Below are 20604 nucleotides of genomic sequence, written 5' to 3'. Positions count from 1 at the left end.
TGTCTAACCCCAAAGCTGGGGCGAGGGTGGGAAGACGTTCCCACCCTCGTATTTAAGACCGTGCTCGACGTCGTGGGCGAGCCATAGCGGGCCATCGAGATCCACCGCATCGGCCAGCATTCCGAGCAGGACAGCCGGTGCCATGCTGATAGAACCGGCGACCATGCAGCCAACCAAGACGCCAAGGCCTGCAGCCTTGGCCTCACGGGCGGCTGCAAGGGCTTCAGTCAGCCCGCCGGTCTTGTCGAGTTTGATATTCACGACGTCGTAGAGCCGCGCGAGATCTTGGATATCTTTCGATGTGTGCATGCTCTCGTCGGCGCAAATCGCCACTTCCGGTGGACGTTTGAGAAGGTATCCATCCTCGCCGGCCGGAAAGGGCTGTTCGATCATGACGACGCCGAGCTCGGCCGCAGAACGGACGATTCCGGGAAACAGGCCGGCATCAAGTCCTTCATTGGCGTCGAGGATGAGCTTCGCGTCCGGACGGGCGTCGTGCACCGCCTTTACACGTTCGATGTCCTGCGCGCCCCCAAGCTTCAGCTTGAGGATGGGACCGGTGGTTTCAGCGGCGGCGTTTGCCATCTCCTCGGGCGGCGCCAGGCTGATCGTGACCGCGGTCGCCAGCGGCTGCGGCTCGGGGAGCCCGGCGAGTTCCCAGGCAGGCTTGCCGGACAGTTTGGCTTCAAGGTCCCAGAAGGCGCAGTCGACTGCACAGCGGGCTGCGCCAGGGGGAAGGGCGTCCTGCAGGGCAAGCCGGTCCATGCCGTCGGCAAGTGCGCTGCGCAAGGTTTCAATCTGCTGGGCGACGGAGTCGATGGTTTCACCATAGCGGCCATAGGGAACGCATTCGCCGACGCCCTCCTTGCCATCACGCTTCAGCCTGACTTGGATCGTCTCTGCGCTGGTCTTCGCCCCGCGTGAAATGGCGAAGCTCTTGCGGAGCGGTGAAGAAACGGGCTGAAGCTCAAGTTTGGTCATGCATTAGCAGTCTGACAAAAATAGATTTAATTTCACAGTCTGCCCTGCGGCATCCTTAAATTCCGACTGTTAGGGTAAACAGCAAACCAGCCACAAGTGAATTATGCCGACCGCGCCGCGCTACCATCTGAATGTCACCGACCACCGGGCGAAACTGGTGATTGAAGGCGATTGGACGGTGCACACGCTGTCTGCGGTCCAGCCCGAGCTATCGCATCTGGAAGCGGCCGACGTTCAGGCCCTGGAGGTTGATCTGACCGGCGTAGGGCGGTTCGACACCGCGGCTGCCTTTCTTATCGACCGGTTCGCCTGCGTTCGAGGGATCGACGCCATTGAAGTAGAGGGCGGTTCGGATGGCATGCGCCAGCTGTTGACGCAGGCAGCATCCCTTCGTCCCAAGCCCCAGGAAGAAACGCCGCACGAAGAACCGCACGGCCTGGTGGACTTGCTGGAGCGGACCGGGCGCACGACGTCCAGCCTGGTTAATGAAGTCGTCGATACGCTTGCCTTTTTTGGTGAAACGCTGATGTCGATGTTCATGGCGCTGGTCCGGCCTACGCGGATGCGATGGACCGCGCTCGTGGCCGTGATGGAGGACAGTGGACTCGACGCTGTTCCGATCGTGGCGTTCCTCTCCTTCTTTGTCGGCATGGTGATCGCCTTTATCGGTGCAAGCACCCTATCTGAATTCGGCGCGACCATCTTTACGGTCGAACTGGTCGGCATTGCCGTGCTGCGGGAATTCGGCGTCGTCCTGACTGCGGTGATCCTGGCGGGGCGAACAAATTCAGCGTTCACCGCGCAGATTGGTGCCATGCGCATGCGTCAGGAAGTCGATGCGATGACAACGCTCGGGCTTGATCCCATGGATGTGCTTGTCGTGCCGCGTGCCTTTGCCATGCTCATCATGACGCCGGTCCTGACGCTTGTCGCCATGCTCTTTGGCGTTGGCGGCGGCGCATTCGTCAGCTGGGTTGCGCTCGATATTAACCCGACCGTCTTTTTCAACCGTATCCAGGAATTCGTGCCGATCGAGAATTTCTGGGTCGGTATGTCGAAGGCACCCGTCTTTGGCATGATCGTGGCGCTGGTTGGCTGCCGGCAGGGCCTGCTCGTAGGAGGCAGCGTTCAGTCGCTGGGTCGTTCGACGACCAAGTCGGTGGTGCAGGCGCTCTTCTCGGTGATTGTCATCGATGCGCTGTTTGCTGTCTTCTACATGGAGCTCGGCTGGTAATGGCGAAGGTGGCGATCAAGGTCCGCGATCTCAGGACGTCCTATGGCGCGCATGTCGTGCATGAGCATCTCGATATGGATGTCTATGAGGGCGAGATCGTCGGTGTCATTGGCCCGTCGGGATCAGGCAAGTCGGTCCTGCTGAGGGCGATTGTCGGCCTGAAGAAGCCGGATCATGGCACGGTTGAGGTCTATGGCGAGGATGTGACCGGTCTTGAGGGTGACGAATTGCGCGAAGTGCAGACGCTCTGGGGCATCATGTTCCAGGATGGTGCGCTGTTTTCCAACCTGACCGTTCGAGAGAACGTCATGGCGCCGATGCGCGAGCATACGGACCTGTCCAAGCCTTTCATGCGCCAGCTGGCCGACCAGAAGATCCGGATGGCGGGGCTGGAAACTGCGGCGGGCGACAAGTTCCCGTCGGACCTGTCTGGCGGCATGCGCAAGCGGGCCGCCCTGGCGCGAGCGCTGGCGCTCGACCCGCCCATCCTTTTCCTCGACGAGCCGACAGCGGGACTTGATCCGATCACTGCCGGCGCCTTCGACAAACTGGTTCGCGACTTGCAGCAATCGCTCTCGCTCACCGTGTTCCTTGTCACGCACGATCTCGATACGCTGGCGGCCACGTGCGACCGGATCGTGGCGCTGGGCGACAAGCGTGTGGTTGCTGCCGGGACGATGGATGAGCTGCGTGCCATGGACCAGCCATGGCTGCAGGAGTATTTCGGTGGCCCGCGCGGCCGCGCCGCTGCGGCAGGAGTGAAGTGATGGAAACACGTGCCAATTACGCGATGATCGGCGCCTTCGTGATATTCGCCGTGATTGCCGGCCTCGGCTTCATCCTCTGGCTGGGGCAGTCGCAATTCAATCAGGAATACGATCTCTATGACGTTGTCTTCGACGGCCCGGTCAGTCTCGAGGAAGGGGCGTCCGTGCGCTATATCGGCATCAAGGTCGGCGAGGTGGACCGTATCGGGATCGATCGAAACGACGCTTCAAAGGTCCGCGCGCGTATCCGCATCGACTCCGAGACCCCGGTCAAGACCGACTCCACGGCCAGCATTGAACTCGCAGGGATTACCGGTGTGACCTTCGTCCAGATCAATGCAGGCTCGCCCGATGCTCCCAGACTGACGGTCGGGCCTTACCAGGAAGTGCCGGTCATCCGATCGATCACAAGCCCCTTCGCCGAGCTGTTTTCCGGCGGTACGGAAGTCATGGGACGGGCCAATGTCGCGCTGGAACGCTTCGACGCACTGCTCAGTGAAGAAAACATCGAGTCCGTCAGCAACATTCTGGACAATATCGAAGCGGTGACCGACCTGCTGTCGGGTGATGAGGCCATGACCGAAGACGTTGCATCCACGCTCGCAGCCGTGAAGGAAGCGGCCGACAGCATCAATGAAGCCTCCCAGGCCTTCGAGACGCTCAGCCGCAACACCGACGGCGAAGTTGTGCGCGTCGGCCAAGAAATCTCTACACTGATCGGCGAGCTTGAAACCATGTCGGAAGGCGCCCGCAAGAGCATCGAGGCCAGCCAAGGCGCGATCACGGCTGCAACGGACGTCATCGAAGGGCCGGCGACCGATGCGATCACCGATTTCCGCCTGATTGCGCAGGACCTGCGGGTCCTTATCCGGCGGCTCGACCGGGTCACGCGGGAGCTTGAGCAGAATCCTCAGGGCCTGCTGCGCAGTGAGCCGCTACCCTATGAAGGAGATCGCTAGTGACTGCGAAGAGACTTCACCATTTTGCCGTGGCCCTGGCTGGGCTTGCAGGTCTTGCTGCCTGCGTCAGCGTGCTGCCGGAACAACCGACGCCGGAGGCCGTGTTCCGGTTTGCCCAGCCTTCTGACCAGCTGCCTTTGCCAGCGGTTCTTGTCGTGCGTGAACCGGAAGCGTCGCGCCTCCTGGCTGGACGGCAGATTGCCGTTGAAGGGGCCAATTCCGGTCTGAAGGTCCTGCGCGGTGTCGCCTGGGCCGACCGCGCCACGCGCCAGTTCCAGGTTGCCATGACCGACAGTTTCAGTGGCGGTGCCGGATATGCCATGGATGATTCTGCCGGGATCAGCGGCGACTACGAGCTCTATTGGCATGTCGCCGACTTCACGCTGAACGGGGACACAGGCACCTGCAAACTTCGCCTGACCTTGCTTGATGGCGGGTCACGTACACCGCTGGTGCAATGGAGCGCGCAAGCGTCATCAACCGCAGCCAGCAGCAACGCGCAAGCTCGGGTGCGGGCGCTGGCCGAAGCGGGCGACCTTTGTGTGGCAGAGGCCGCGAAAAGGGTTTCCAGCGAGGTTGCAGGGCTCGAGACTGACGACTAGGCGACGAAGCGGTCTTCGCCCGGCTCTTCCTTGGCAACCGGCAGATAGAAGCAGACCAGCGTTCCCTTGCCTGGCTCACTTGCGATCGTGAGCTTTCCGCCGTGCATTTCGGCGAAGGACTTTGTGAGTGCAAGGCCAAGCCCTGTGCCCTCAAAGTTGCGTTCGCGCGTGTCCTGGACCTGTTCAAAAGGCTTGGCGAGACGTGGCAGGTGTTCTTTCGGAATGCCAATGCCGGTATCGCGGACAGCAACCCGGATAAACGCGTCGCGGTGCTGGACGCTGACTGTGATCTTGCCGCCCGCATCGGTAAACTTGATTGCATTGGACAGCAGGTTGAGCACCATCTGGCGAATGGCGCGGTGATCGGCATCGGTCTTTGGCAGGCCATCTTCTGCCTGCAGAATGACTTTCACACCCTTGTCTTCTGCCTTCCGGCGGATCATACGCACGGCGGCGTCAACCGGATCGACAAGATCGATCGGCTTCGGATCGATGGTCATCTTGCCGGCCTCGATCTTCGCGATGTCCAGGATGTCGTTGATCATGTCGAGTAGGTGCTGTCCCGATGTGAGAATGTCGGTCGCGTAGCCCTTATAGCGCTCATCACCGAGTGGACCGTACATTTCATTGACGAGAATTTCCGAGAAGCCGTTGATCGCGTTTAGCGGCGTGCGCAGCTCGTGGCTCATATTGGCAAGGAAGGCAGCCTTTGAGTCGGCGGATCGTTCGGCCTTGGCCTTCTCTTCATTGTACTTTCGAGCCAGCTCCGACTTGTGCCCTTCCGAGCGTTCCAGCTCCTGAACAAGGGTTTTCAGCTTCTTCTTCTGCTGTTGGAGTTGTTCTTCATTGCGCACGTCATTGGTAACATCGAGGCCAAAGCTGATCAGCGTTCCGCTGGTCGTCGCGCGCTCGACCAGCTTGATCCAGATACCATTTCTGAGGCCAAGCAGGACCGTGCCGGCCTCTTCGGGACTGGTTTTTTCGCTGATGACATTGCCGCTACGCGCGACCATCACCGTTTCGTGGCTGACTCCAGGCCGCAGCACGTCCGACAGGTCGAACATTGTCTCGAAGGCCCGGTTCCAGAAGGCCAGCCGTCTGTTGCTGTCCCAAAGTGCAAACGGGCAGGGGAAGCTTTCGATCGCGCCACGAAGGCGGGCTTCGGCTGTCTTCTGCCGCTCGCGGCGACGCACTGCCTCGGTGACGTCGAACATCACGCCGCTGATGATCGCGGTGTCCGTTCCCACATCGAAGACCTGACAGCCGCGTAGCTCCAGCCACGTTTCGCCAACCGATGTGGACGTCGCTGCGTTAATGCTGAAGGCGTGGCTAGGTCTTGCGTCATCGATCGCTTCAGACAGGTTGTCGCGATGGGCAGCATGGAATGCCTCGATGAACTCCGCCTGGCTGATGGCACCCGCGCTCTGTCGTCCGAGCAGGCGGGCAGCCTCATCATTGATCCATCCGGATCCGTCGCCCGGGCGGATGTCCCAGAGTCCGATGCCGGCATTGGCCGTCGCAAGCTCTGCCTTTGAGACTTCCGTGGTCTCACCACGCCCATGGCGATGATCGGCCTCGTCGGCGCGATCGCGTTTTGACTGGTTGTAGAGGCCAATGATCGCAAGAGCGGGCGCAGACACGAGAAGGATGTTGAGGAGTAGGGAAAGAAGGGAGTCCAGCGTCAGGAGCGGACTTGATCGCGACAGGCACATGGAGAAGCTTGCGCCATTGATGTCGATGCAGGCCGATGCAGAGCGCTTTTGGATGCTCTCCAGGCGGAAGCCGGTGCCAGCATCCCTGATGGCTCGGTTTGCCGGCAGAATACCGCTATCGCCCAAAGACACGGTTGCATCGCCGTAAAGCACGAGCCGCAGACCGTCATTCAACTCAGGGATCCAGCGGGGCGCATCCACAATCCCGACGACCGTGCCGCCAACGGTTGGCACATGACTGAGGACCAGCTTGCCGTCGTCCAGCAGGCCGATACTGTTTCCGGAGCTGGCAAGATTGGCGGCGAGTTTGCCGGCCTGCGCCAGGGCTGGATCATCCGATGCCATGGCAGCGTCGATACTTTGAATGGAATCGAGGCCGATATAGGCCGGATCAATCGAGGACAGGCGGGCGCCGGCGCGCAGCTCATTTTCCAGCCGGTCGGATGCGCGATCTGCATTTCGGATGAAACGCTCGCCAACCAGAAGGGCATCGCGCTTCAGTACCTTCAGTTCCTGCCCGTTACGGGCCTGATGGCTGTTCCAGATCATGAGGCCCAGCGCGGCGCTGAGGACCATGAGCGTCAGAACCAGAATCGCTTTCAGCGACCCTGCCGATCGCACATGGGGCCCGCTAGCCTCATCCCTGCTATTTGCCCGGCCAAAAGATGCCAACGACTCGGTTCCCGACGCAGATTCAAACGATCCCGGACAATCCGGTCAAATGCTTGCACCTGCGTTAATGAAGCCGAGTCGGTTGTTAATCCAAAGCCCGGGTCACAATATCCATGGCGTTCTTGGACAGGCCAGCCTCCTGGAGGCGCTCCAGTACGGTCTTGGCGCTGGCGCGGGCTTTCGGTTCGAGCTTTTTCCATTGCTCAAAACTGGTCAGCAGGCGCGCAGCCAGGGCGGGATTGAGCTTGTCGGCACGCTGGATGATGTCCGCAATGACCTCATGGCCCTTGCCGTCAGGTGCGTGAAACGCGGCGAGGTTGGTCATCGAGAAGGCCGCAGCTACCGAGCGTACGCGGTTCGGGTTCGACATGTCGAAATCGGGATGTTCAGACAGGCGCCTGGCATCCTCGGCTGTGCCCTGACCCGCCTGCACGGCGAACCATTTGTCGATGACAAGCGGATTGTCCTTCCAGCGCGCGTAGAAGGTTTCGATTGCTTCGTCCCGCGCTTTGCCGGGCAGGGGAATGAGAGAGCGCAGACAGGCAAGACTTTCGGTCATGTTGCTCGCCGAGTCGAAATGGCTTTTCAGCTGGCTCGCAGCCTCCGGCGTGCCAAGGGCGCCCGTCAGGCCGATCATGGCGCCGCGAAGCGCCCTGGTGCCGGCTTGCTCTGCACTGGGCTTGAATGGGGTGGGCGACGGTTGCTCGAGGATCCGGGTGATGTCGCCTGCGAGCGCTTCGGCGAATGCCTTGCGCAGGCGTTTGCGGGCAGAATCCAGTCCCGCCGGATCGGCAGGCTCCCGGTCCTGGAACAGTTCGCCAACGTCTGGAAGCACGGTCAGAAGAGCCGCAAAAGCCGGATCGCTCTCATTCAGCCGAACCGCATCGGCCATCGCTGATACGAGGGCATCGTCCGGCGGCGACTGGGGTTCGTCGAGCAGGCGGAAGATCTCGGTCTTGGCGAGGGACTGGAAACAGTCCCAGATGTTGAACGGATCGGTCTCGGCTGCGGCCAGTTTGAGCAAGCCTGCCTTGTCGAGATCGCGGCGGACGCGCACAGGCGCGCTGAATTCGCGGTTTATGGACAGGAGCGGCCGGGCGCTGCCCTTGGAGAGGTTTACCTTCACCGTCTTCTCGGCCTTATCAAGGACGATAACGGTCTCGCCATCTTGCCAGCCCTCGGCTTCAACGTGGCCGCCCTTGCCATCAAGCAAGGCAGCACGCAGCGGAATCGGGACTGGCTTCTTTTTGTCCTGTTTCGGCGTAGGCGGCGTTTTCTGGCTGAGCGTCAGGGTCAGCTCGCTTTTGGCCTCGTCCCATTCCTCCACGACTGTCACTTCGGGCGTACCGGCTTGCGCATACCAGAGGCGGAACTGGCTGAGATCCTTGCCGGAGGCTTTCTCGAAACAGGAATAGAAATCCTCGATGGTCGAGGCTGTGCCGTCATACTCGTCGAAATAGATCTGCATGCCCTTGTTGAAGGCATCATCGCCGATCAGCACAGTCAGCGCCCGGATCAGTTCTGCGCCCTTTTCGTACACCGTCGCGGTGTAGAGGTTATCGATCGAGCCATAAGCCTGCGGGCGCACAGGGTGCGCGAGCGGCCCTCCATCTTCGGCGAATTGGCGCGCGCGAAGCCGCATGACGTCCTTGATCCGCTGGACCGGCCGGGAGCGCAGGTCGGACGAGAATTCCTGGTCGCGGAAGACGGTCAGGCCTTCCTTCAGGCAGAGCTGGAACCAGTCGCGGCAGGTGATGCGGTTGCCCGTCCAGTTGTGAAAGTACTCGTGACCGACAATGCTTTCGATGGCCTCGAAATCCGCATCGGTCGCGCTGTCCGGGCTTGCAAGCACATAGGCCGAGTTGAAGATGTTGAGGCCCTTGTTCTCCATGGCGCCGAAATTGAAGTCGCGCACGGCCACGATGTTGAACACGCCAAGGTCATAGGCGCGCCCGAAGCGCTCCTCGTCCCACTTCATCGACGCCTTCAGACTTTCCATCGCCCATTCGGCGCGGTCTGCCTGGCCCTTGTCGACATAGACGCCGAGGTCGACATGGTCGCCATTCATCGTGGTGAAGCTGTCTCTCCAGACATCATAATCGCCAGCACAGAGGGCAAAGAGATAGGACGGCTTGGGATGCGGATCGTCCCATTCTGCGAAATGACGTCCGCCTGGCAGGTCGCCCGCCTTGCCGGGAGTCCCGTTCGATAACAGGATAGGATAGGTGGCCTTGTCGGCGTCGATGCGGACATGGAACCGGCTCATCACGTCCGGACGGTCGGGCCAGTAGGTGATCCGGCGAAATCCTGTGGCCTCGCACTGGCTGCAAAAGCGTCCGGCGGAAACATAGAGACCCGACAGTGCGGTATTGGCCTTCGGATTGATCGTCACATCTGTTTCGAGCGTGAATGTGTCGGGAACGTCCGCGATGGTCAGCTTGTTATCGGCGATCTTGTAGTCCGAGACCTGCAACGGGCTTCCGTCGATGGAAATGTCATTCAGGGTCAAGCCCTCGCCATCGAGAACGAATTCGCCAGGGCGCACGCGCCGGACCGACATCTTCGTGCGCACGCGCGTCGCTTCCAGCTCGAGCGAGAAGTCGAGCGAAACCGAGTCAATTTCGAATGGGTAGGGTGTGTAGTCTTCGAGCTTGACCGAAACCGGCGTTTCCGTGCGCATGGCGTGTCCTGTCCTGTCTCTTGGCAAATATCGTTGCGCTAGAGATAGGACGGTGCGCCGCCAGCCACAATCGCGGCCAGCCTCTGAACGCAGTTATTCGGCCGCGATTTTGGGGGAGTCGCCGACCTCATACACGTGCCGCAGGATGCCCTGGCAATTGCGCACGGCTTTCTGCAGCTCTTCGGGAAGCTCGCCGGAATGGCGCGAGGCGTATTCCGACAGCTGCCGGCAGACCTTCAGCATGCGCGGCGCATTCATGATCAGGCGGGCCTGATACTCGATTTTCGACGGGTCGCGGTCGTATTCCGATCCGGGCACGCGCCATCCGCCCCAATCGTTCTCATCGGTCATCACGACCGGAAAGGTGCCGGGATAAGGGTGGGAGGCAACTTCATCGCCGTCCTGCCAGCGGTTCTTGGCGCGGTAAATTCGCCAGTTTTCGAGCTCGACAGCATCGTCGGCGGAATTACCGCCCTCTCGCCGGCGCATAACTTCTTCGGATACGAGTTCGCCGGCGGTGAATTCGCGGCCAAGCCCGACATCATAGGTCACCCGCAGCGGTTCTTCGACGTCCTTTACCCAGTGCGGCAGGACTTTCTCTACCAGAGCCCATGTGCCGACAGGCTTCACATAGACGCGTTGCGATTTGTGATAGAGCGCTTTCGCCATGACCAATCTCCGAAGTTGGTGTCTTTTGGCACGTCTCGTTTGAGAGCCAGTGAAGCCGGTCTGCAAAATTTGATACTTCTCGCATGAAATTGCCGGGGCGACGCTAGGTCCTTCCCCTGCGAGACGGCTTTTAGTCGACACCGGGCGCGCTATTGTCTGGTCAGAACAACCGATAAACCAGGGAGACGAAGTCGTATGAATTTCGACTTTTCCGAGGACCAGAAATTTCTTGCGGGCGAAGCACGCAAATTTCTCAGCGCCCAATGTACGACGGCCCATGTGAGGGAAGTACTGAACGACAAGGCGAAATCCCATCATGAAGGCGTCTGGAAGCAGGTCGTCGAGATGGGCTGGCTCGGCACGGCGATTCCGGAAGAATATGGCGGGCTTGGGCTCGGTATGCTGGAAATGTGTGTCATTGCCGAAGAGATGGGCCGGGCGCTTGCGCCGGTGCCGTTCGCATCCACTGCCTACTTCTTTGCGGAAGCCCTGAAGATCGCCGGATCGGAAGCGCAGAAAAGCGACATCCTGCCCAAGGTCGTCTCCGGCGAAGTCGTCGGCTGCTATGCGTCCAGCGAAGGTCCGGGCAATCCCGACCCGGCCAAACTGTCCACCAGCTTCGACGGTTCGAAGGTTTCGGGCACGAAAATCCCGGTGACGGATGGCGACATTGCCACGCATGCCATTGTGCTTGCCAAGGAAGGTGCTGGTGCCAGTCTCGTCCTGGTGGACCTGAACGGTCCCGGCGTCACCCGCACTCCGGTCGAAACGCTTGAGCCCACACGCAGCCATGCGGAGATCAAGTTCGACGGCGCTCCCGGTCAGCGGATCGGTGAAGCAGGTGCCGGCGGCGATCTGCACGACGCGCTGCTGAACCGCGCGGCTGTCCTTCTTGCTTTCGAACAGCTGGGCGGCGCAGACCGTTGCCTCGAAATGGCGACCGATTTTGCCAAGGAGCGTTATGCCTTTGGCCGTCCGATTGGTGGCAACCAGGCGATCAAGCACAAACTCGCCGAGATGTATGTGAAGAACCAGGTTGCCCGGTCCAACTGCTATTACGGCGCCTGGGCCCTTTCCACCGATGCGGCTGAATTGCCGGAAGCGGCGGCTGCCTCACGCCTCGCCGCGAGCGAGGCCTACTGGTTCGCTTCGAAAGAGAATATCCAGACACATGGGGGCATGGGATTCACCTGGGAGGTGGACTGCCATCTTTTCTACCGCCGCGCCAAGCTGCTTGCCGTGCAGGCCGGCTCACCTAAAGTCTGGAAAGAGAAACTTGTCAGCGCTCTTGAGCGCAAGAACGCCGCTTAAGGAGGAAAAGTCATGGACTTTAACGATACCCCTGAAGAAGCAGAATTCCGCAAGGAAGCCCGCGCTTTCCTTGAAAAACACCTGAAGCTCAAGGACGGGGCTGGTGGCCGTCACCGATCCTCCGATGACTTCCTGAAACGCGCCAAGGCGTGGCAGAAGACGAAAGCCGAAGGTGGCTTTGCCCAGATCACCTGGCCCAAGGAATGGGGCGGGCGTGGCGGTACGGCCATGCAGCAGGTCATCTGGAACCAGGAAGAAGCCAAGTTTGATGCGCCGGTCGGTCCGTTCGCCATCGGTCTCGGCATGTGTGTGCCGACCGTGATCGCCTTCGGCTCGGACGAGCACAAGAAGCGCTACGTTGAAAAGGCGCTTCGCGGCGAGGAAATCTGGTGCCAGCTCTTCTCCGAGCCAGCCGCCGGTTCTGACGTTGCGGGTGTTAAGACTCGCGCCATCAAGGACGGCGATGAATGGGTGATCAATGGCCAGAAGGTCTGGACCACCGGTGCCCACTTCTCCGATTACGGGATCCTGCTGACCCGCACGGACCCGAAAGCGCCCAAGCACAAGGGCCTGACCATGTTTATCGTGGACATGCATCAGAAAGGTGTCGAGGCAAAGCCGATCCACCAGGCATCCGGCGGCCGGGAATTCAACGAGGTGTACTTCACCGATGTACGCATTCCCGACTCCGATCGCCTTGGTGAAGTCGGTGCCGGCTGGAAGGTCGCGCTCGTCACGCTGATGAATGAACGCTTGGCCGTCGGCGGTTCGCCCGGCCCGGACTGGAAGGAAATCATGGACTACGCCCGTGGGACGAGCTCGCTCACGGACCAGGCCTTCCGCGAGAAACTCGCCGACTGGTACGTTGCTGCACAGGGTTACAACCTGACGAAGTTCCGGACCCAGACAGCACTTTCGCGCGGCGAGACGCCCGGCCCGGAGAACTCCATCGGCAAGATCATCACAGCGAACCAGTTGCAGGATATCTGTAACTCGGCGATCGAGATGCAGGACCATTTCGGGATCATGACCGACTCGGAAACCATGCCGTCCAATGCCCTGTTCCAGCAGAGCTTCATGTGGGCGCCGGGCCTTCGCATTGCCGGCGGTACCGATGAGATTCTTAAGAATATCATCGCCGAACGTGTGCTTGGCCTGCCGCAGGATGTGCGCGTCGACAAGGACGTGCCGTTCGAGTCCCTGAAGCAAGGTTAACAGGCGTTTTCTTGTGCCGCCCGGCCGGGATCCCTAGACTCGGCCGGGAGCAATCCACAAGGAGACTGCCTTTGTTTAAATCAATCATGACCTGCGCCGGCCTGGCCGCTTTCGGCGCAATGGGCCTTGCTGCGACGGCGCAGCAGGCCCCTCAGGCCGAGCCAGCCCAGCAGCAGCAGCAGATTCCGCCAGCCATCGTCGGTGCGCTTGGAGGCTTGCACGTTGCTGTCCTTCAGGACGCGGAAGGCGGCGTCGTCACGGTGCAGAACCCGCAGGGCGAGAATGCTGTTGTGCTGTTCCTTGAACCGGGAGCAGCGGAAGAGGCAATGCAGAACCCCGCGATTGCCGATATGTCCGTTGCGACCATTCCGCTGTTGCAGATGATGGGGAGCTGGCAAGGTCCCGTCGTGTTCGAGGCAAGCAGCGAAGAAATCAGTTACGCGAACGGCCTGAATGCCGATGATGCGGATTACGGCGCGCCTGTCTTCTTTGTCCTGATCGACGGGAAGGAAGCCCAGATCGAGGCTGGTGCCGGGCCGATCACGCCCATTCTGCTCAGCTCCGGTGACGCTGCCGACATGGCGGCGCAGGTCTCTGCACAGGGCGTTGAGGCCAGCAATGTAGAAGTCATGCCGATCGAATTCGGGGCCGTGATCAGCCAACTCGCATCCATGCAGCAGGATCAGGGCTACCGCGTGTTTACCCATCCCGATACGGCTGCGCTCATCCAGTCCGCCCAGTCGGGAACAGAAGGAAACAGTCAGCAATGAATCCGGAATTCCGTGACGTGGAGACCAATGGCGTCAAGCTAAGGGTCGCCATCGCCGGCCAGGGGCCACTTGTTCTCTTCGTCCACGGATTTCCGGAAAGCTGGTATTCCTGGCGCCACCAGCTGGAAGCGGTCTCGGCGGCGGGCTTCACTGCGGCGGCCATTGATGTGCGTGGCTATGGCGGGTCGGACAAGCCGCATCCCGTTGAAGCCTATTCAATGGAAAACCTGACGGCCGACATTGCAGGCGTTGCAAAGGCTTTGCAGCCGGAAGCGCCGGCAATTGTCGTTGGCCATGACTGGGGGGCTCCGCTTGCCTGGAACTCGGCCTTGCTGTTCCCGGACCAGTTTCGCGCCGTTGCCGGGCTGTCGGTTCCCTACATTCCGCCCGGCGATAAACCGGCGATTCAGGTCTTCCGTGAGTTCTTCACCGCGCGCGGGATGTTCTTCTACCAGGTCTATTTCCAGGATGAGGGGCCGCCAGAGGCCGAGCTCGAAGCTGATCCGGCAGCGACGATCCGCCGGTTCTACTACGCGATCAGCGGCGATGCGCCCGACGGGACCTGGCCGATCGACAAGAAGCACGGCGACACGTTGCTTCATCGCCTGCCCGAGCCGGACATGCCGCTGCCATGGCTCAGCAAGGAGGACGTTGATTATTACGCCTCGCAATTTGCCCAGTCCGGCTTTCGCGGCCCGCTCAACCGCTACCGCAATCATGAGCGCGACCATGCTTTTCTGACGGCGCTGGAAGACCACAAGATCTATCAGCCTAGCCTTTTTATCGGCGGTACCCGGGATCTCGTGCTGAAGATGTTTCCCGGCGATCCAGTCGAGATGATGAAGCCGAACCTTCCGGGCCTGCGAGGCGCACATCTCCTCGAGGGGTGTGGTCACTGGACACAGCAGGAACGCCCGAATGAAGTGAACAGGCTCCTCGTCGACTGGCTCGCAACGCTTTAGCCGCTGGCATCAGCCATCATTGAACAGCGCCATGGCAGCCGCTGTCATGGATTTCACACCCGTTTCGATGGTTGGGGCCGCGTCAGGCGCGAAGAAGGGAGAGTGCAGAGAGGGAAGGCTGGTCTCGCCATTCCTGGCTTGCTCATAGGTTTCGGGTGAAATCGCGCCTAGCCAAAAGATCAGGCCCGGCACGTCTTCCTGCGTACGGCCGAACTGGGAAAAGTCCTCGCCGCCCATAACGGGTGTGACCTCAGTCACGTTGTCCTCGCCGATCGCGCCGCTGATCGCGGCCATGGCGGTGCTGGTGAGTGCGGGATCATTGTAGGTCGACGGCGTGTAGTCGGAATCGATTGAAATTTCCGGTTCTGGGGCGCCGAACGCTTCGGCTTCAGCCTTCGCAATACGCTTGATACCATCGAGCAGAAGCTGGCGTGTGGCATCATCATAGGAGCGGACGGTCAGCAGCAATTCGGCCGAGTCCGAGATGATGTTGTGCTTGGCGCCGGCGGTGAACGCGCCGACTGTCACCACAGCCGGCTTCTGGGGGTCGACATTGCGCGAGACGAGCGTCTGAAGTGCCATGACGATGGCCGAGCCGACCACGATAGGGTCCTTGGTGGTGTGAGGGTAGGCCCCATGACCGCCGACCCCCTTCACGTGGATATCGACGCTGTCGACATTGGCCAGTGCATAGCCGGATGAGTAGGCTACCGTGCCGGCGGGCGCAGATGCCGACACGTGAAGGGCAAGATTATAGTCCGGCAGCGGGAAATCATCATACAGCCCGTCCTCGATCATCGCCTTGGCGCCCAGGCCGAGTTCCTCTGCCGGCTGGGCGATCATCACCAGCGTGCCTGACCAGTCATCCTTGTTCTCGATCAGCTTGCGGGCTGTGCCGATCCAGCTGGTCATGTGGATATCATGGCCGCAGGCATGCATCACCGGGCTTTCAACGCCCGTCCAGGTCACGCTTGTGACCTTGGAGGCGTAATCGAGCCCGGTTTGCTCGGGCACCGGCAGGGCATCCATGTCAGCACGGATCAGGACGGTCGGGCCGTCGCCATTCTCATAGACGCCAACGACGCCGTAACCGCCGACGCCGTCTCGCACAGTGCCTTCGTCGCGCATCGATTTCTGGCGAACCCAGTCCTCGCCGATCCGGGTCGAGACGCTGAAACCGAGCGCTTCAAGCTCGGCAGCCATGATCGAGGCTGATGTTGATTCCTTGAAGGAAAGCTCCGGATTGCTGTGTAGCCAGGTGTAGACGTCGATCAGCTCGGTGTCCGGGGTTGGTTTCGATTGCTGGGCTGAAACCGGCAGCGCGGTTGCGATTGCAAGTGCGGAGAGCGAAATGGCGAGACGGCTGAACTTCATCCTGGCATCCTTCCATACGGGTTGGCTTGCGCCACCCTAACAGATGCGGGGCATACGGCCAGCGGTGCTTTGGGCGCGCCGCAGGAAATCTCGAAAAGCTTTTGCGCCATGCGGCCCCTCGGCTACACTGTCCACCAGACGCCACAGTGAGGGGACGCCATGAGCGACACAACACCGCCGTCACCGCCGCCGCCAGACAAGCCGCCGGAGTCGTCAGCCGCGGTCAGCCACTCGGCTGCAAAGACGCCCCAGCCGAGCAAGGGTGAGCTTCTGGACCGGAACCTCCTGCAGCCGATGAAGGTCTATACGCACTCGCCCATCCTTTACTGGTGGCCGATCTGGCTGCTCGGCTTTGTCTTCTATTTCCTTCAGGCGACGGGAATCGTGGGGGAGCTGACCAATCAGAAAGTGCTTGGCCTGATTTTCGTTTTCACGCTGGCCTTCGTCATCTTCTCGACAACGGTCAGGCTGCGCGGGGCCAATTCCGTCATATTCGGCCTGATCCTGGTGATTGGGTTTATCCTGCTGACCTTCGCCAACCTCTCTGGCCCGATCGCGGATTTCCTCGCCCAGCTTGATATCCGGATGAGCAACATGTTCTACCTGGTGACGGCCGTGCTGATCTTCGTACAGTGGGCGCTAATGATCTTCGGCTTCGACAAGGTCCGCTACTGGGAGATCGTGCCCGGACAGCTGCATGAGCGCGTCTTCTGGGGCAGCGGGGACAGGGCCGAAAGTGGCGCAAATGCCCGGTGCCGCTACCGTTCGGACGATTTCCTGCGTCACCGTATTCTCGGTCTTGTCGTGACAGGTGATATTGAAGTCACGCTCGGTGATGGCGAGGTCTGGCACATGCACAACGTTCTCTTCGCCAAACAGCGCACGCGCCGCATGAATGAGCTGATCGTCACGCGGCCAGTTGATTGAAGCTCGGGTGAAGTTTCGGCAAGTAGCCACCTCTTAGCGCTTCAAGCGATGCCGAAGGTGTCAGGCATCCAACGTGATCGGAAGGCAGGTCGGATACGGCCTGGTATCCGCCAAATGACCATAAAAGCGCTCTGTCCTGCCATTTCAGCCAGGCGCGAGCGTCATGTTCGAACATCGCGCCGTCCGGCAGCGAATTTGCCGTGCAGCGAAGAAGTGGCAATTTTTCCCGGCGGCGCGCCTGGACCTCGCCGGCGATCAGCGCATCAAGTTCACTCGCTGAAGGTGTCTCATCGAAAACTTTTCGAGAGATCAGAGCAGCGCGGAAGGCGAGGGCATCGCCGCGCCGGCATTCGAAGCATGGCCTGTGACCGGCCGCGAGCGCCGTCACTTCATCCAAAAAGAACAATTCGGTGTACTGGCCCGACTGCATGAGTTTGCGGCGCCGCCCCTTGAACGCCAGCAAGCAGGTTATCCAGTGCCGGCTTGCCCAGTGTGTGGGTTTCAGCGTCTGGTCATCTCGGTGGAAACATCCACCGCGATTGCCCATGAACATGCCTCTTTCCGGCGCAGCGTGCACTTCACCAAACGGATCAACGCGGTTCTGAAGGACCATGGCTGAAGCCTTAAGGTCGCCAATAACCCTGATCCGATACCGCTGTTCGGTGTCGAGATTACGACAGCCGACAATCCAGTCTCAGCTCTCCCCGCCGAACTGCTCGGTCCAGGCGGTCACCTGATCGTCTTCGATCTTGCGGAAGAGAACGTCTGGCGGCGTGATGGCGAGGCCGTGCGGCAGCGCATCGAGCAGGCCGCCATAACCATCCCGCCCGATCCGGTCGGCGTGCAGGGTCCGGTTGTCCTCAGGGATGTCGAGAGCATCGAGGATCATCCTCGCGGCTTCCGGAATGATCGGCTGGGCGATGATGCCGAACAAGGCAGCGAGGTTAAGGCCGGTCCGGACACCGACTGCGGCTGCGTCGACGTCGCTCTTGTACTTTACCCAGGGCTCGGCCTTGGTGAGGTATTCATTGCCCGCCGCCCAGATCGCCCGCGTCTCCGCGGCAACCTTCCGGAAGTCCATGTTCTCGTAATGCTCGAAGAGCTGCGGCAGCCGCGTTTCCAGTTCCGAGACCATCCAGGCTTCCGCCTCGCCAGTCTCGCCCGCCGACGGCACCTGTCCGTCGAATTTCGAGGCGCAGTACTTCGTGATCCGGTTGACGAAATTGCCGAGCACATTGGCAAGATCGGAATTGATCGAGGCCTGGAAGCCCTCCCAGGTAAAGGCCGCGTCGGAGCCTTCGGGCGCATTTGCCGTCAGGTACCAACGCCAGTAGTCGGCCGGCAGCAGGTCCAGCGCCTGGTCCATGAAGACGCCGCGCTTGTTCGAGGTCGAGAACTTGCCGCCATACCAGGTGACCCAGTTGAAGGCCTTGAGCTGGTCGACCAGCTTCCAGGGTTCCTTCGACCCGATAATGGTTACCGGGAAGGAGACCGTGTGGAACGCGACATTGTCCTTGCCCATGAACTGGATGTATTCGACATTGTCGGCCCCTTCATCCGTCCGCCACCAGCTGCGCCAGGCGTCGGGTTGGCCGGTGGCTTTGGACCATTCTTCAGTTGCGCCAATATATTCAACCGGCGCATCAAACCAGACATAGAAGACCTTGTTTTCAAAGCCTTCCCGGATCGATCCGTCCGGGTTGGTGACGGGCACGCCCCATGACAGGTCGCGCGTGATGGCGCGGTCGCGCAGGCCTTCATCCAGCCATTTCAGGGCAATCGACCGGGCAAGCTGCGGCCAGTCCTTTGACTGCTCGACCCATTGCCGGATCGTGTCCTGCATCTTCGACTGCAACAGGAAGAGGTGGCGCGTCTCACGGACCTCGACATTCTTCGATCCGGAGACCGCAGAATAGGGATCGATAAGGTCGACCGGGTCGAGCAGGCGCCCGCAATTGTCGCACTGGTCGCCGCGGGCCTTCTCGAACTCGCAATACGGGCAGGTGCCTTCGACATAGCGGTCCGGCAGGAAACGCCCGTCATCGATGGAGTAGACCTGTTCCATCACCCGCTCTTCGATCAGGCCTTCAGCCTCGAGCACATGCGCGAAATGCTGGGTAAGGCGGGCATTCTCCTCGCCCGAGGACCGGCCGAAATAATCGTAGGAGAGCTCAAAGCCTTCGCCAGCTTTTTTCTGGATCTCGTGCTGCTCGTCGCAATAGGCGCGAACCGACATGCCGGCCGCCTGCGCCGCGAGTTCGGCAGGCGTGCCGTGTTCGTCCGTCGCGCAGATATACAGGACATCGTGTCCGCGAAGGCGCTGGAAGCGCGCATAGACATCAGCCGGCAGCATCGATCCTGCGAGATTGCCGAGATGCTTGACCCCATTGATGTAGGGCAGGGCGGACGTAACGAGGATGCGGCGTTGGCCAGGTGTCGTCATGGTGTCTTCCGTCGATCAGCGATTGAGGGCAAGCTGCATGCCCCGCGCGGGTGGGCGACACTCATAGCGCGGTGGATACAAAATGAAACGGGGCAAGGGAGGATCATGCACATGCCACGTCTAGCGAATGTAAACCTGTTGGGCGTCCTGCTCGCGGCAATCGCAATCTATTTTGTCGGCTTCCTATGGTACGGACTATTGTTTTCCGAAGCCTACATGAACGGCATCGGCGTTTTTTTCAATGAGGCCGGAGACACGGTCCGTTGGCTTGAGGCGGACGGGATCAGCACGCGCACCGGCATGGGCGAGGAGGGGGCCTGGATGGCCGCCGGCTTCCTGATTCCGCTCGTGCTTTCCTTCGGACTGGGCTATTTTCTGAAGACACAGGCTATTTCTTCGATCGGGGGCGCTGCGGGCTTTGGCCTTGTTCTGTCACTTCTGGTTGGAGTGCCGCTGATGGCCTACGGGCTGGTCTATTCACCCTGGCATTCCTGGCCGGCGTTCCTGGTCGATGCGTCTCACACAGTCGTCAGCTTCGTTGCAGGCTGTATCGTGCTGTCATTCTTCGACTGATGCGAAAGGCCCGCCGCTGCTCAGGCAGGGCGGGCCTTGTCCGGACTGTCCTTGTCGGGCGGGTCTAGCCGACCTGGGCGGGTGTTGCCTGCAGGGTCAGCTTGACGTTCCGTGCCATGACGGCGTCCTGCGGGGCCGCAGAGACATCCATTTTGAGATTGGCGTTAACGGCGCGAATGCCGTGGGAATCGAGCGCCTCGACAATGGCGGCGCGGCGGGCCGCGGCGAGCGTCAGCTTGTCAGATTCCGCTTCGGCATCGTTGGCGCTGGCAAGGCCGGTGATCGACGTCACGGCGCAACCGCTCAGCTGATCATGGGTCTCGCGGATGACACCACGGGCAAAGGGGGTGAGCTCGGCCTGGCCGGGCTCGAAATAGATCGTCAGGTCTATGTCGTCGCAGGCCTGTGCGGCTGGCGCGAAGTACGGGTCGGAGGGAGGTGTGCGCGCATCGTCGGCCAGGGCCGGCATCGTGAAGACAGAAATCGCAGCGCAGGCAGTGATGATCGACTTGCTCATTTTATTGCTCCTTCTTGCGATACTGAAGGAACAACGCAGCGGCGGCGAAAAAGTGCCGCAAACCGGGTCAAATGTGGCAATGCGGTGATCTTACAAAGGAATCTTGCCCTCCAGCGCCGCGCGCCTTAAACGAACTGCGTCGCCGGTATAGCTCAGCTGGTAGAGCACCTGATTTGTAATCAGGGGGTCGGGGGTTCAAGTCCCTCTGCCGGCACCACCCAGACCTTGAAGAATGG

At 60.7% G+C, this 20604-nt stretch carries 18 protein-coding genes and 1 tRNA gene; 11 read left to right on the top strand and 8 right to left on the bottom strand.

What is annotated here, in order from left to right:
- Positions 1-3 precede the first annotated feature (3 nt).
- Positions 4-981 (bottom strand): N-acetyl-D-Glu racemase DgcA, encoded by a 978-nt coding sequence (gene dgcA / locus D1223_RS13080; RefSeq protein ID WP_119376859.1) that lies wholly within the window; start codon positions 979-981, stop codon positions 4-6.
- Between the two features lie 103 nt (positions 982-1084).
- Here dgcA and D1223_RS13075 point away from each other — a divergent pair, with 103 nt between their 5' ends.
- The 4 genes from D1223_RS13075 to D1223_RS13060 are packed head-to-tail and all read left to right on the top strand — an operon-like array spanning position 1085 to position 4543.
- Positions 1085-2215, top strand: coding sequence for an ABC transporter permease (locus D1223_RS13075; protein ID WP_119376858.1), 1131 nt, complete (start codon positions 1085-1087; stop codon positions 2213-2215).
- Positions 2215-2982, top strand: a complete 768-nt coding sequence (locus tag D1223_RS13070; RefSeq protein WP_119376857.1) for an ABC transporter ATP-binding protein — start codon at positions 2215-2217, stop codon at positions 2980-2982. The genes D1223_RS13075 and D1223_RS13070 overlap by 1 nt, the downstream gene beginning before the upstream one ends.
- The gene (locus D1223_RS13065) at positions 2982-3941 is read left to right on the top strand and encodes an MlaD family protein (protein WP_158588480.1); all 960 of its coding nucleotides are present in this window, start codon (positions 2982-2984) and stop codon (positions 3939-3941) included. Before D1223_RS13070 ends, D1223_RS13065 begins: the two co-directional genes overlap by 1 nt.
- Entirely contained in the window at positions 3941-4543 is a 603-nt protein-coding gene (locus D1223_RS13060; protein WP_119376855.1) for an ABC-type transport auxiliary lipoprotein family protein, read from the top strand. Before D1223_RS13065 ends, D1223_RS13060 begins: the two co-directional genes overlap by 1 nt.
- Here D1223_RS13060 and D1223_RS13055 read toward each other — a convergent pair.
- From D1223_RS13055 to D1223_RS13045, 3 genes are all read right to left on the bottom strand, one after another.
- Positions 4540-6831 carry a PAS domain-containing sensor histidine kinase gene (locus tag D1223_RS13055; RefSeq protein WP_147372814.1) on the bottom strand — a complete coding sequence of 764 codons (2292 nt, stop codon included), beginning with the start codon at positions 6829-6831 and terminating at the stop codon, positions 4540-4542. The two genes, D1223_RS13060 and D1223_RS13055, sit on opposite strands and share 4 nt — an antisense overlap.
- 181 nt (positions 6832-7012) lie before the next feature.
- Positions 7013-9607 (bottom strand): aminopeptidase N, encoded by a 2595-nt coding sequence (gene pepN, locus D1223_RS13050; RefSeq protein ID WP_119376853.1) that lies wholly within the window; start codon positions 9605-9607, stop codon positions 7013-7015.
- A 93-nt stretch (positions 9608-9700) separates the two neighbouring features.
- The gene (locus D1223_RS13045; RefSeq protein WP_119376852.1) at positions 9701-10276 is read right to left on the bottom strand and encodes a hypothetical protein; all 576 of its coding nucleotides are present in this window, start codon (positions 10274-10276) and stop codon (positions 9701-9703) included.
- 195 nt (positions 10277-10471) lie between these two features.
- Here D1223_RS13045 and D1223_RS13040 point away from each other — a divergent pair, with 195 nt between their 5' ends.
- From D1223_RS13040 to D1223_RS13025, 4 genes are all read left to right on the top strand, one after another.
- Positions 10472-11587, top strand: a complete 1116-nt coding sequence (locus tag D1223_RS13040; protein ID WP_119376851.1) for an acyl-CoA dehydrogenase family protein — start codon at positions 10472-10474, stop codon at positions 11585-11587.
- A 12-nt stretch (positions 11588-11599) separates the two neighbouring features.
- Complete coding sequence (locus tag D1223_RS13035; protein ID WP_119376850.1) at positions 11600-12802, top strand: acyl-CoA dehydrogenase family protein; 1203 nt, start codon at positions 11600-11602, stop codon at positions 12800-12802.
- Positions 12803-12873: 71 nt separating this feature from the next.
- Positions 12874-13572 carry a hypothetical protein gene (locus D1223_RS13030; RefSeq protein ID WP_147372812.1) on the top strand — a complete coding sequence of 233 codons (699 nt, stop codon included), beginning with the start codon at positions 12874-12876 and terminating at the stop codon, positions 13570-13572.
- Positions 13569-14534 (top strand): alpha/beta fold hydrolase, encoded by a 966-nt coding sequence (locus D1223_RS13025; protein WP_119376848.1) that lies wholly within the window; start codon positions 13569-13571, stop codon positions 14532-14534. The genes D1223_RS13030 and D1223_RS13025 overlap by 4 nt, the downstream gene beginning before the upstream one ends.
- A 9-nt stretch (positions 14535-14543) precedes the next feature.
- Here the strand turns inward: D1223_RS13025 and D1223_RS13020 are convergent, their stop codons facing one another.
- On the bottom strand, positions 14544-15908 hold the full coding sequence (locus D1223_RS13020; protein ID WP_119376847.1) for an amidohydrolase: 1365 nt from the start codon (positions 15906-15908) through the stop codon (positions 14544-14546).
- A gap of 159 nt (positions 15909-16067) precedes the next feature.
- Here D1223_RS13020 and D1223_RS13015 point away from each other — a divergent pair, with 159 nt between their 5' ends.
- Complete coding sequence (locus D1223_RS13015) at positions 16068-16835, top strand: hypothetical protein (protein WP_119376846.1); 768 nt, start codon at positions 16068-16070, stop codon at positions 16833-16835.
- Here the strand turns inward: D1223_RS13015 and D1223_RS13010 are convergent.
- Together D1223_RS13010 and metG are read right to left on the bottom strand one after the other, a co-directional pair.
- The gene (locus tag D1223_RS13010; protein ID WP_119376845.1) at positions 16816-17448 is read right to left on the bottom strand and encodes a hypothetical protein; all 633 of its coding nucleotides are present in this window, start codon (positions 17446-17448) and stop codon (positions 16816-16818) included. The two genes, D1223_RS13015 and D1223_RS13010, sit on opposite strands and share 20 nt — an antisense overlap.
- Before the next feature lie 81 nt (positions 17449-17529).
- Positions 17530-19278 carry a methionine--tRNA ligase gene (gene metG / locus D1223_RS13005; protein ID WP_119376844.1) on the bottom strand — a complete coding sequence of 583 codons (1749 nt, stop codon included), beginning with the start codon at positions 19276-19278 and terminating at the stop codon, positions 17530-17532.
- A gap of 111 nt (positions 19279-19389) precedes the next feature.
- Here metG and D1223_RS13000 point away from each other — a divergent pair, with 111 nt between their 5' ends.
- Positions 19390-19851, top strand: a complete 462-nt coding sequence (locus D1223_RS13000) for a DUF1761 domain-containing protein (RefSeq protein ID WP_158588479.1) — start codon at positions 19390-19392, stop codon at positions 19849-19851.
- Between the two features lie 64 nt (positions 19852-19915).
- Here the strand turns inward: D1223_RS13000 and D1223_RS12995 are convergent, their stop codons facing one another.
- Entirely contained in the window at positions 19916-20368 is a 453-nt protein-coding gene (locus D1223_RS12995) for an OmpA family protein (RefSeq protein ID WP_119376843.1), read from the bottom strand.
- A 141-nt stretch (positions 20369-20509) separates the two neighbouring features.
- Between D1223_RS12995 and D1223_RS12990 the strand changes: the two genes are divergently transcribed.
- Positions 20510-20585: transfer RNA gene (locus tag D1223_RS12990), tRNA-Thr, on the top strand.
- Positions 20586-20604 lie beyond the last annotated feature (19 nt).

This window comes from Henriciella mobilis, assembly GCF_003576285.1.
Classification (GTDB): Bacteria; Pseudomonadota; Alphaproteobacteria; order Caulobacterales; family Hyphomonadaceae; genus Henriciella; species Henriciella mobilis.
Note: the sequence above shows the minus strand (reverse complement) of the source record. Positions and strands in the feature narration are given on the sequence as shown.

What these genes read in the sequence shown, in the direction of transcription:
- dgcA (WP_119376859.1), bottom strand. Translation starts at nt 981, where the DNA reads ATGACCAAACTTGAGCTTCAGCCCGTTTCTTCACCGCTCCGCAAGAGC.
- D1223_RS13075 (WP_119376858.1), top strand. Translation starts at nt 1,085, where the DNA reads ATGCCGACCGCGCCGCGCTACCATCTGAATGTCACCGACCACCGGGCG.
- D1223_RS13070 (WP_119376857.1), top strand. Translation starts at nt 2,215, where the DNA reads ATGGCGAAGGTGGCGATCAAGGTCCGCGATCTCAGGACGTCCTATGGC.
- D1223_RS13065 (WP_158588480.1), top strand. Translation starts at nt 2,982, where the DNA reads ATGGAAACACGTGCCAATTACGCGATGATCGGCGCCTTCGTGATATTC.
- D1223_RS13055 (WP_147372814.1), bottom strand. Translation starts at nt 6,831, where the DNA reads ATGGTCCTCAGCGCCGCGCTGGGCCTCATGATCTGGAACAGCCATCAG.
- pepN (WP_119376853.1), bottom strand. Translation starts at nt 9,607, where the DNA reads ATGCGCACGGAAACGCCGGTTTCGGTCAAGCTCGAAGACTACACACCC.
- D1223_RS13045 (WP_119376852.1), bottom strand. Translation starts at nt 10,276, where the DNA reads ATGGCGAAAGCGCTCTATCACAAATCGCAACGCGTCTATGTGAAGCCT.
- D1223_RS13040 (WP_119376851.1), top strand. Translation starts at nt 10,472, where the DNA reads ATGAATTTCGACTTTTCCGAGGACCAGAAATTTCTTGCGGGCGAAGCA.
- D1223_RS13035 (WP_119376850.1), top strand. Translation starts at nt 11,600, where the DNA reads ATGGACTTTAACGATACCCCTGAAGAAGCAGAATTCCGCAAGGAAGCC.
- D1223_RS13025 (WP_119376848.1), top strand. Translation starts at nt 13,569, where the DNA reads ATGAATCCGGAATTCCGTGACGTGGAGACCAATGGCGTCAAGCTAAGG.
- D1223_RS13020 (WP_119376847.1), bottom strand. Translation starts at nt 15,908, where the DNA reads ATGAAGTTCAGCCGTCTCGCCATTTCGCTCTCCGCACTTGCAATCGCA.
- D1223_RS13015 (WP_119376846.1), top strand. Translation starts at nt 16,068, where the DNA reads ATGAGCGACACAACACCGCCGTCACCGCCGCCGCCAGACAAGCCGCCG.
- D1223_RS13010 (WP_119376845.1), bottom strand. Translation starts at nt 17,448, where the DNA reads ATGGTCCTTCAGAACCGCGTTGATCCGTTTGGTGAAGTGCACGCTGCG.
- metG (WP_119376844.1), bottom strand. Translation starts at nt 19,278, where the DNA reads ATGACGACACCTGGCCAACGCCGCATCCTCGTTACGTCCGCCCTGCCC.
- D1223_RS13000 (WP_158588479.1), top strand. Translation starts at nt 19,390, where the DNA reads ATGCCACGTCTAGCGAATGTAAACCTGTTGGGCGTCCTGCTCGCGGCA.
- D1223_RS12995 (WP_119376843.1), bottom strand. Translation starts at nt 20,368, where the DNA reads ATGAGCAAGTCGATCATCACTGCCTGCGCTGCGATTTCTGTCTTCACG.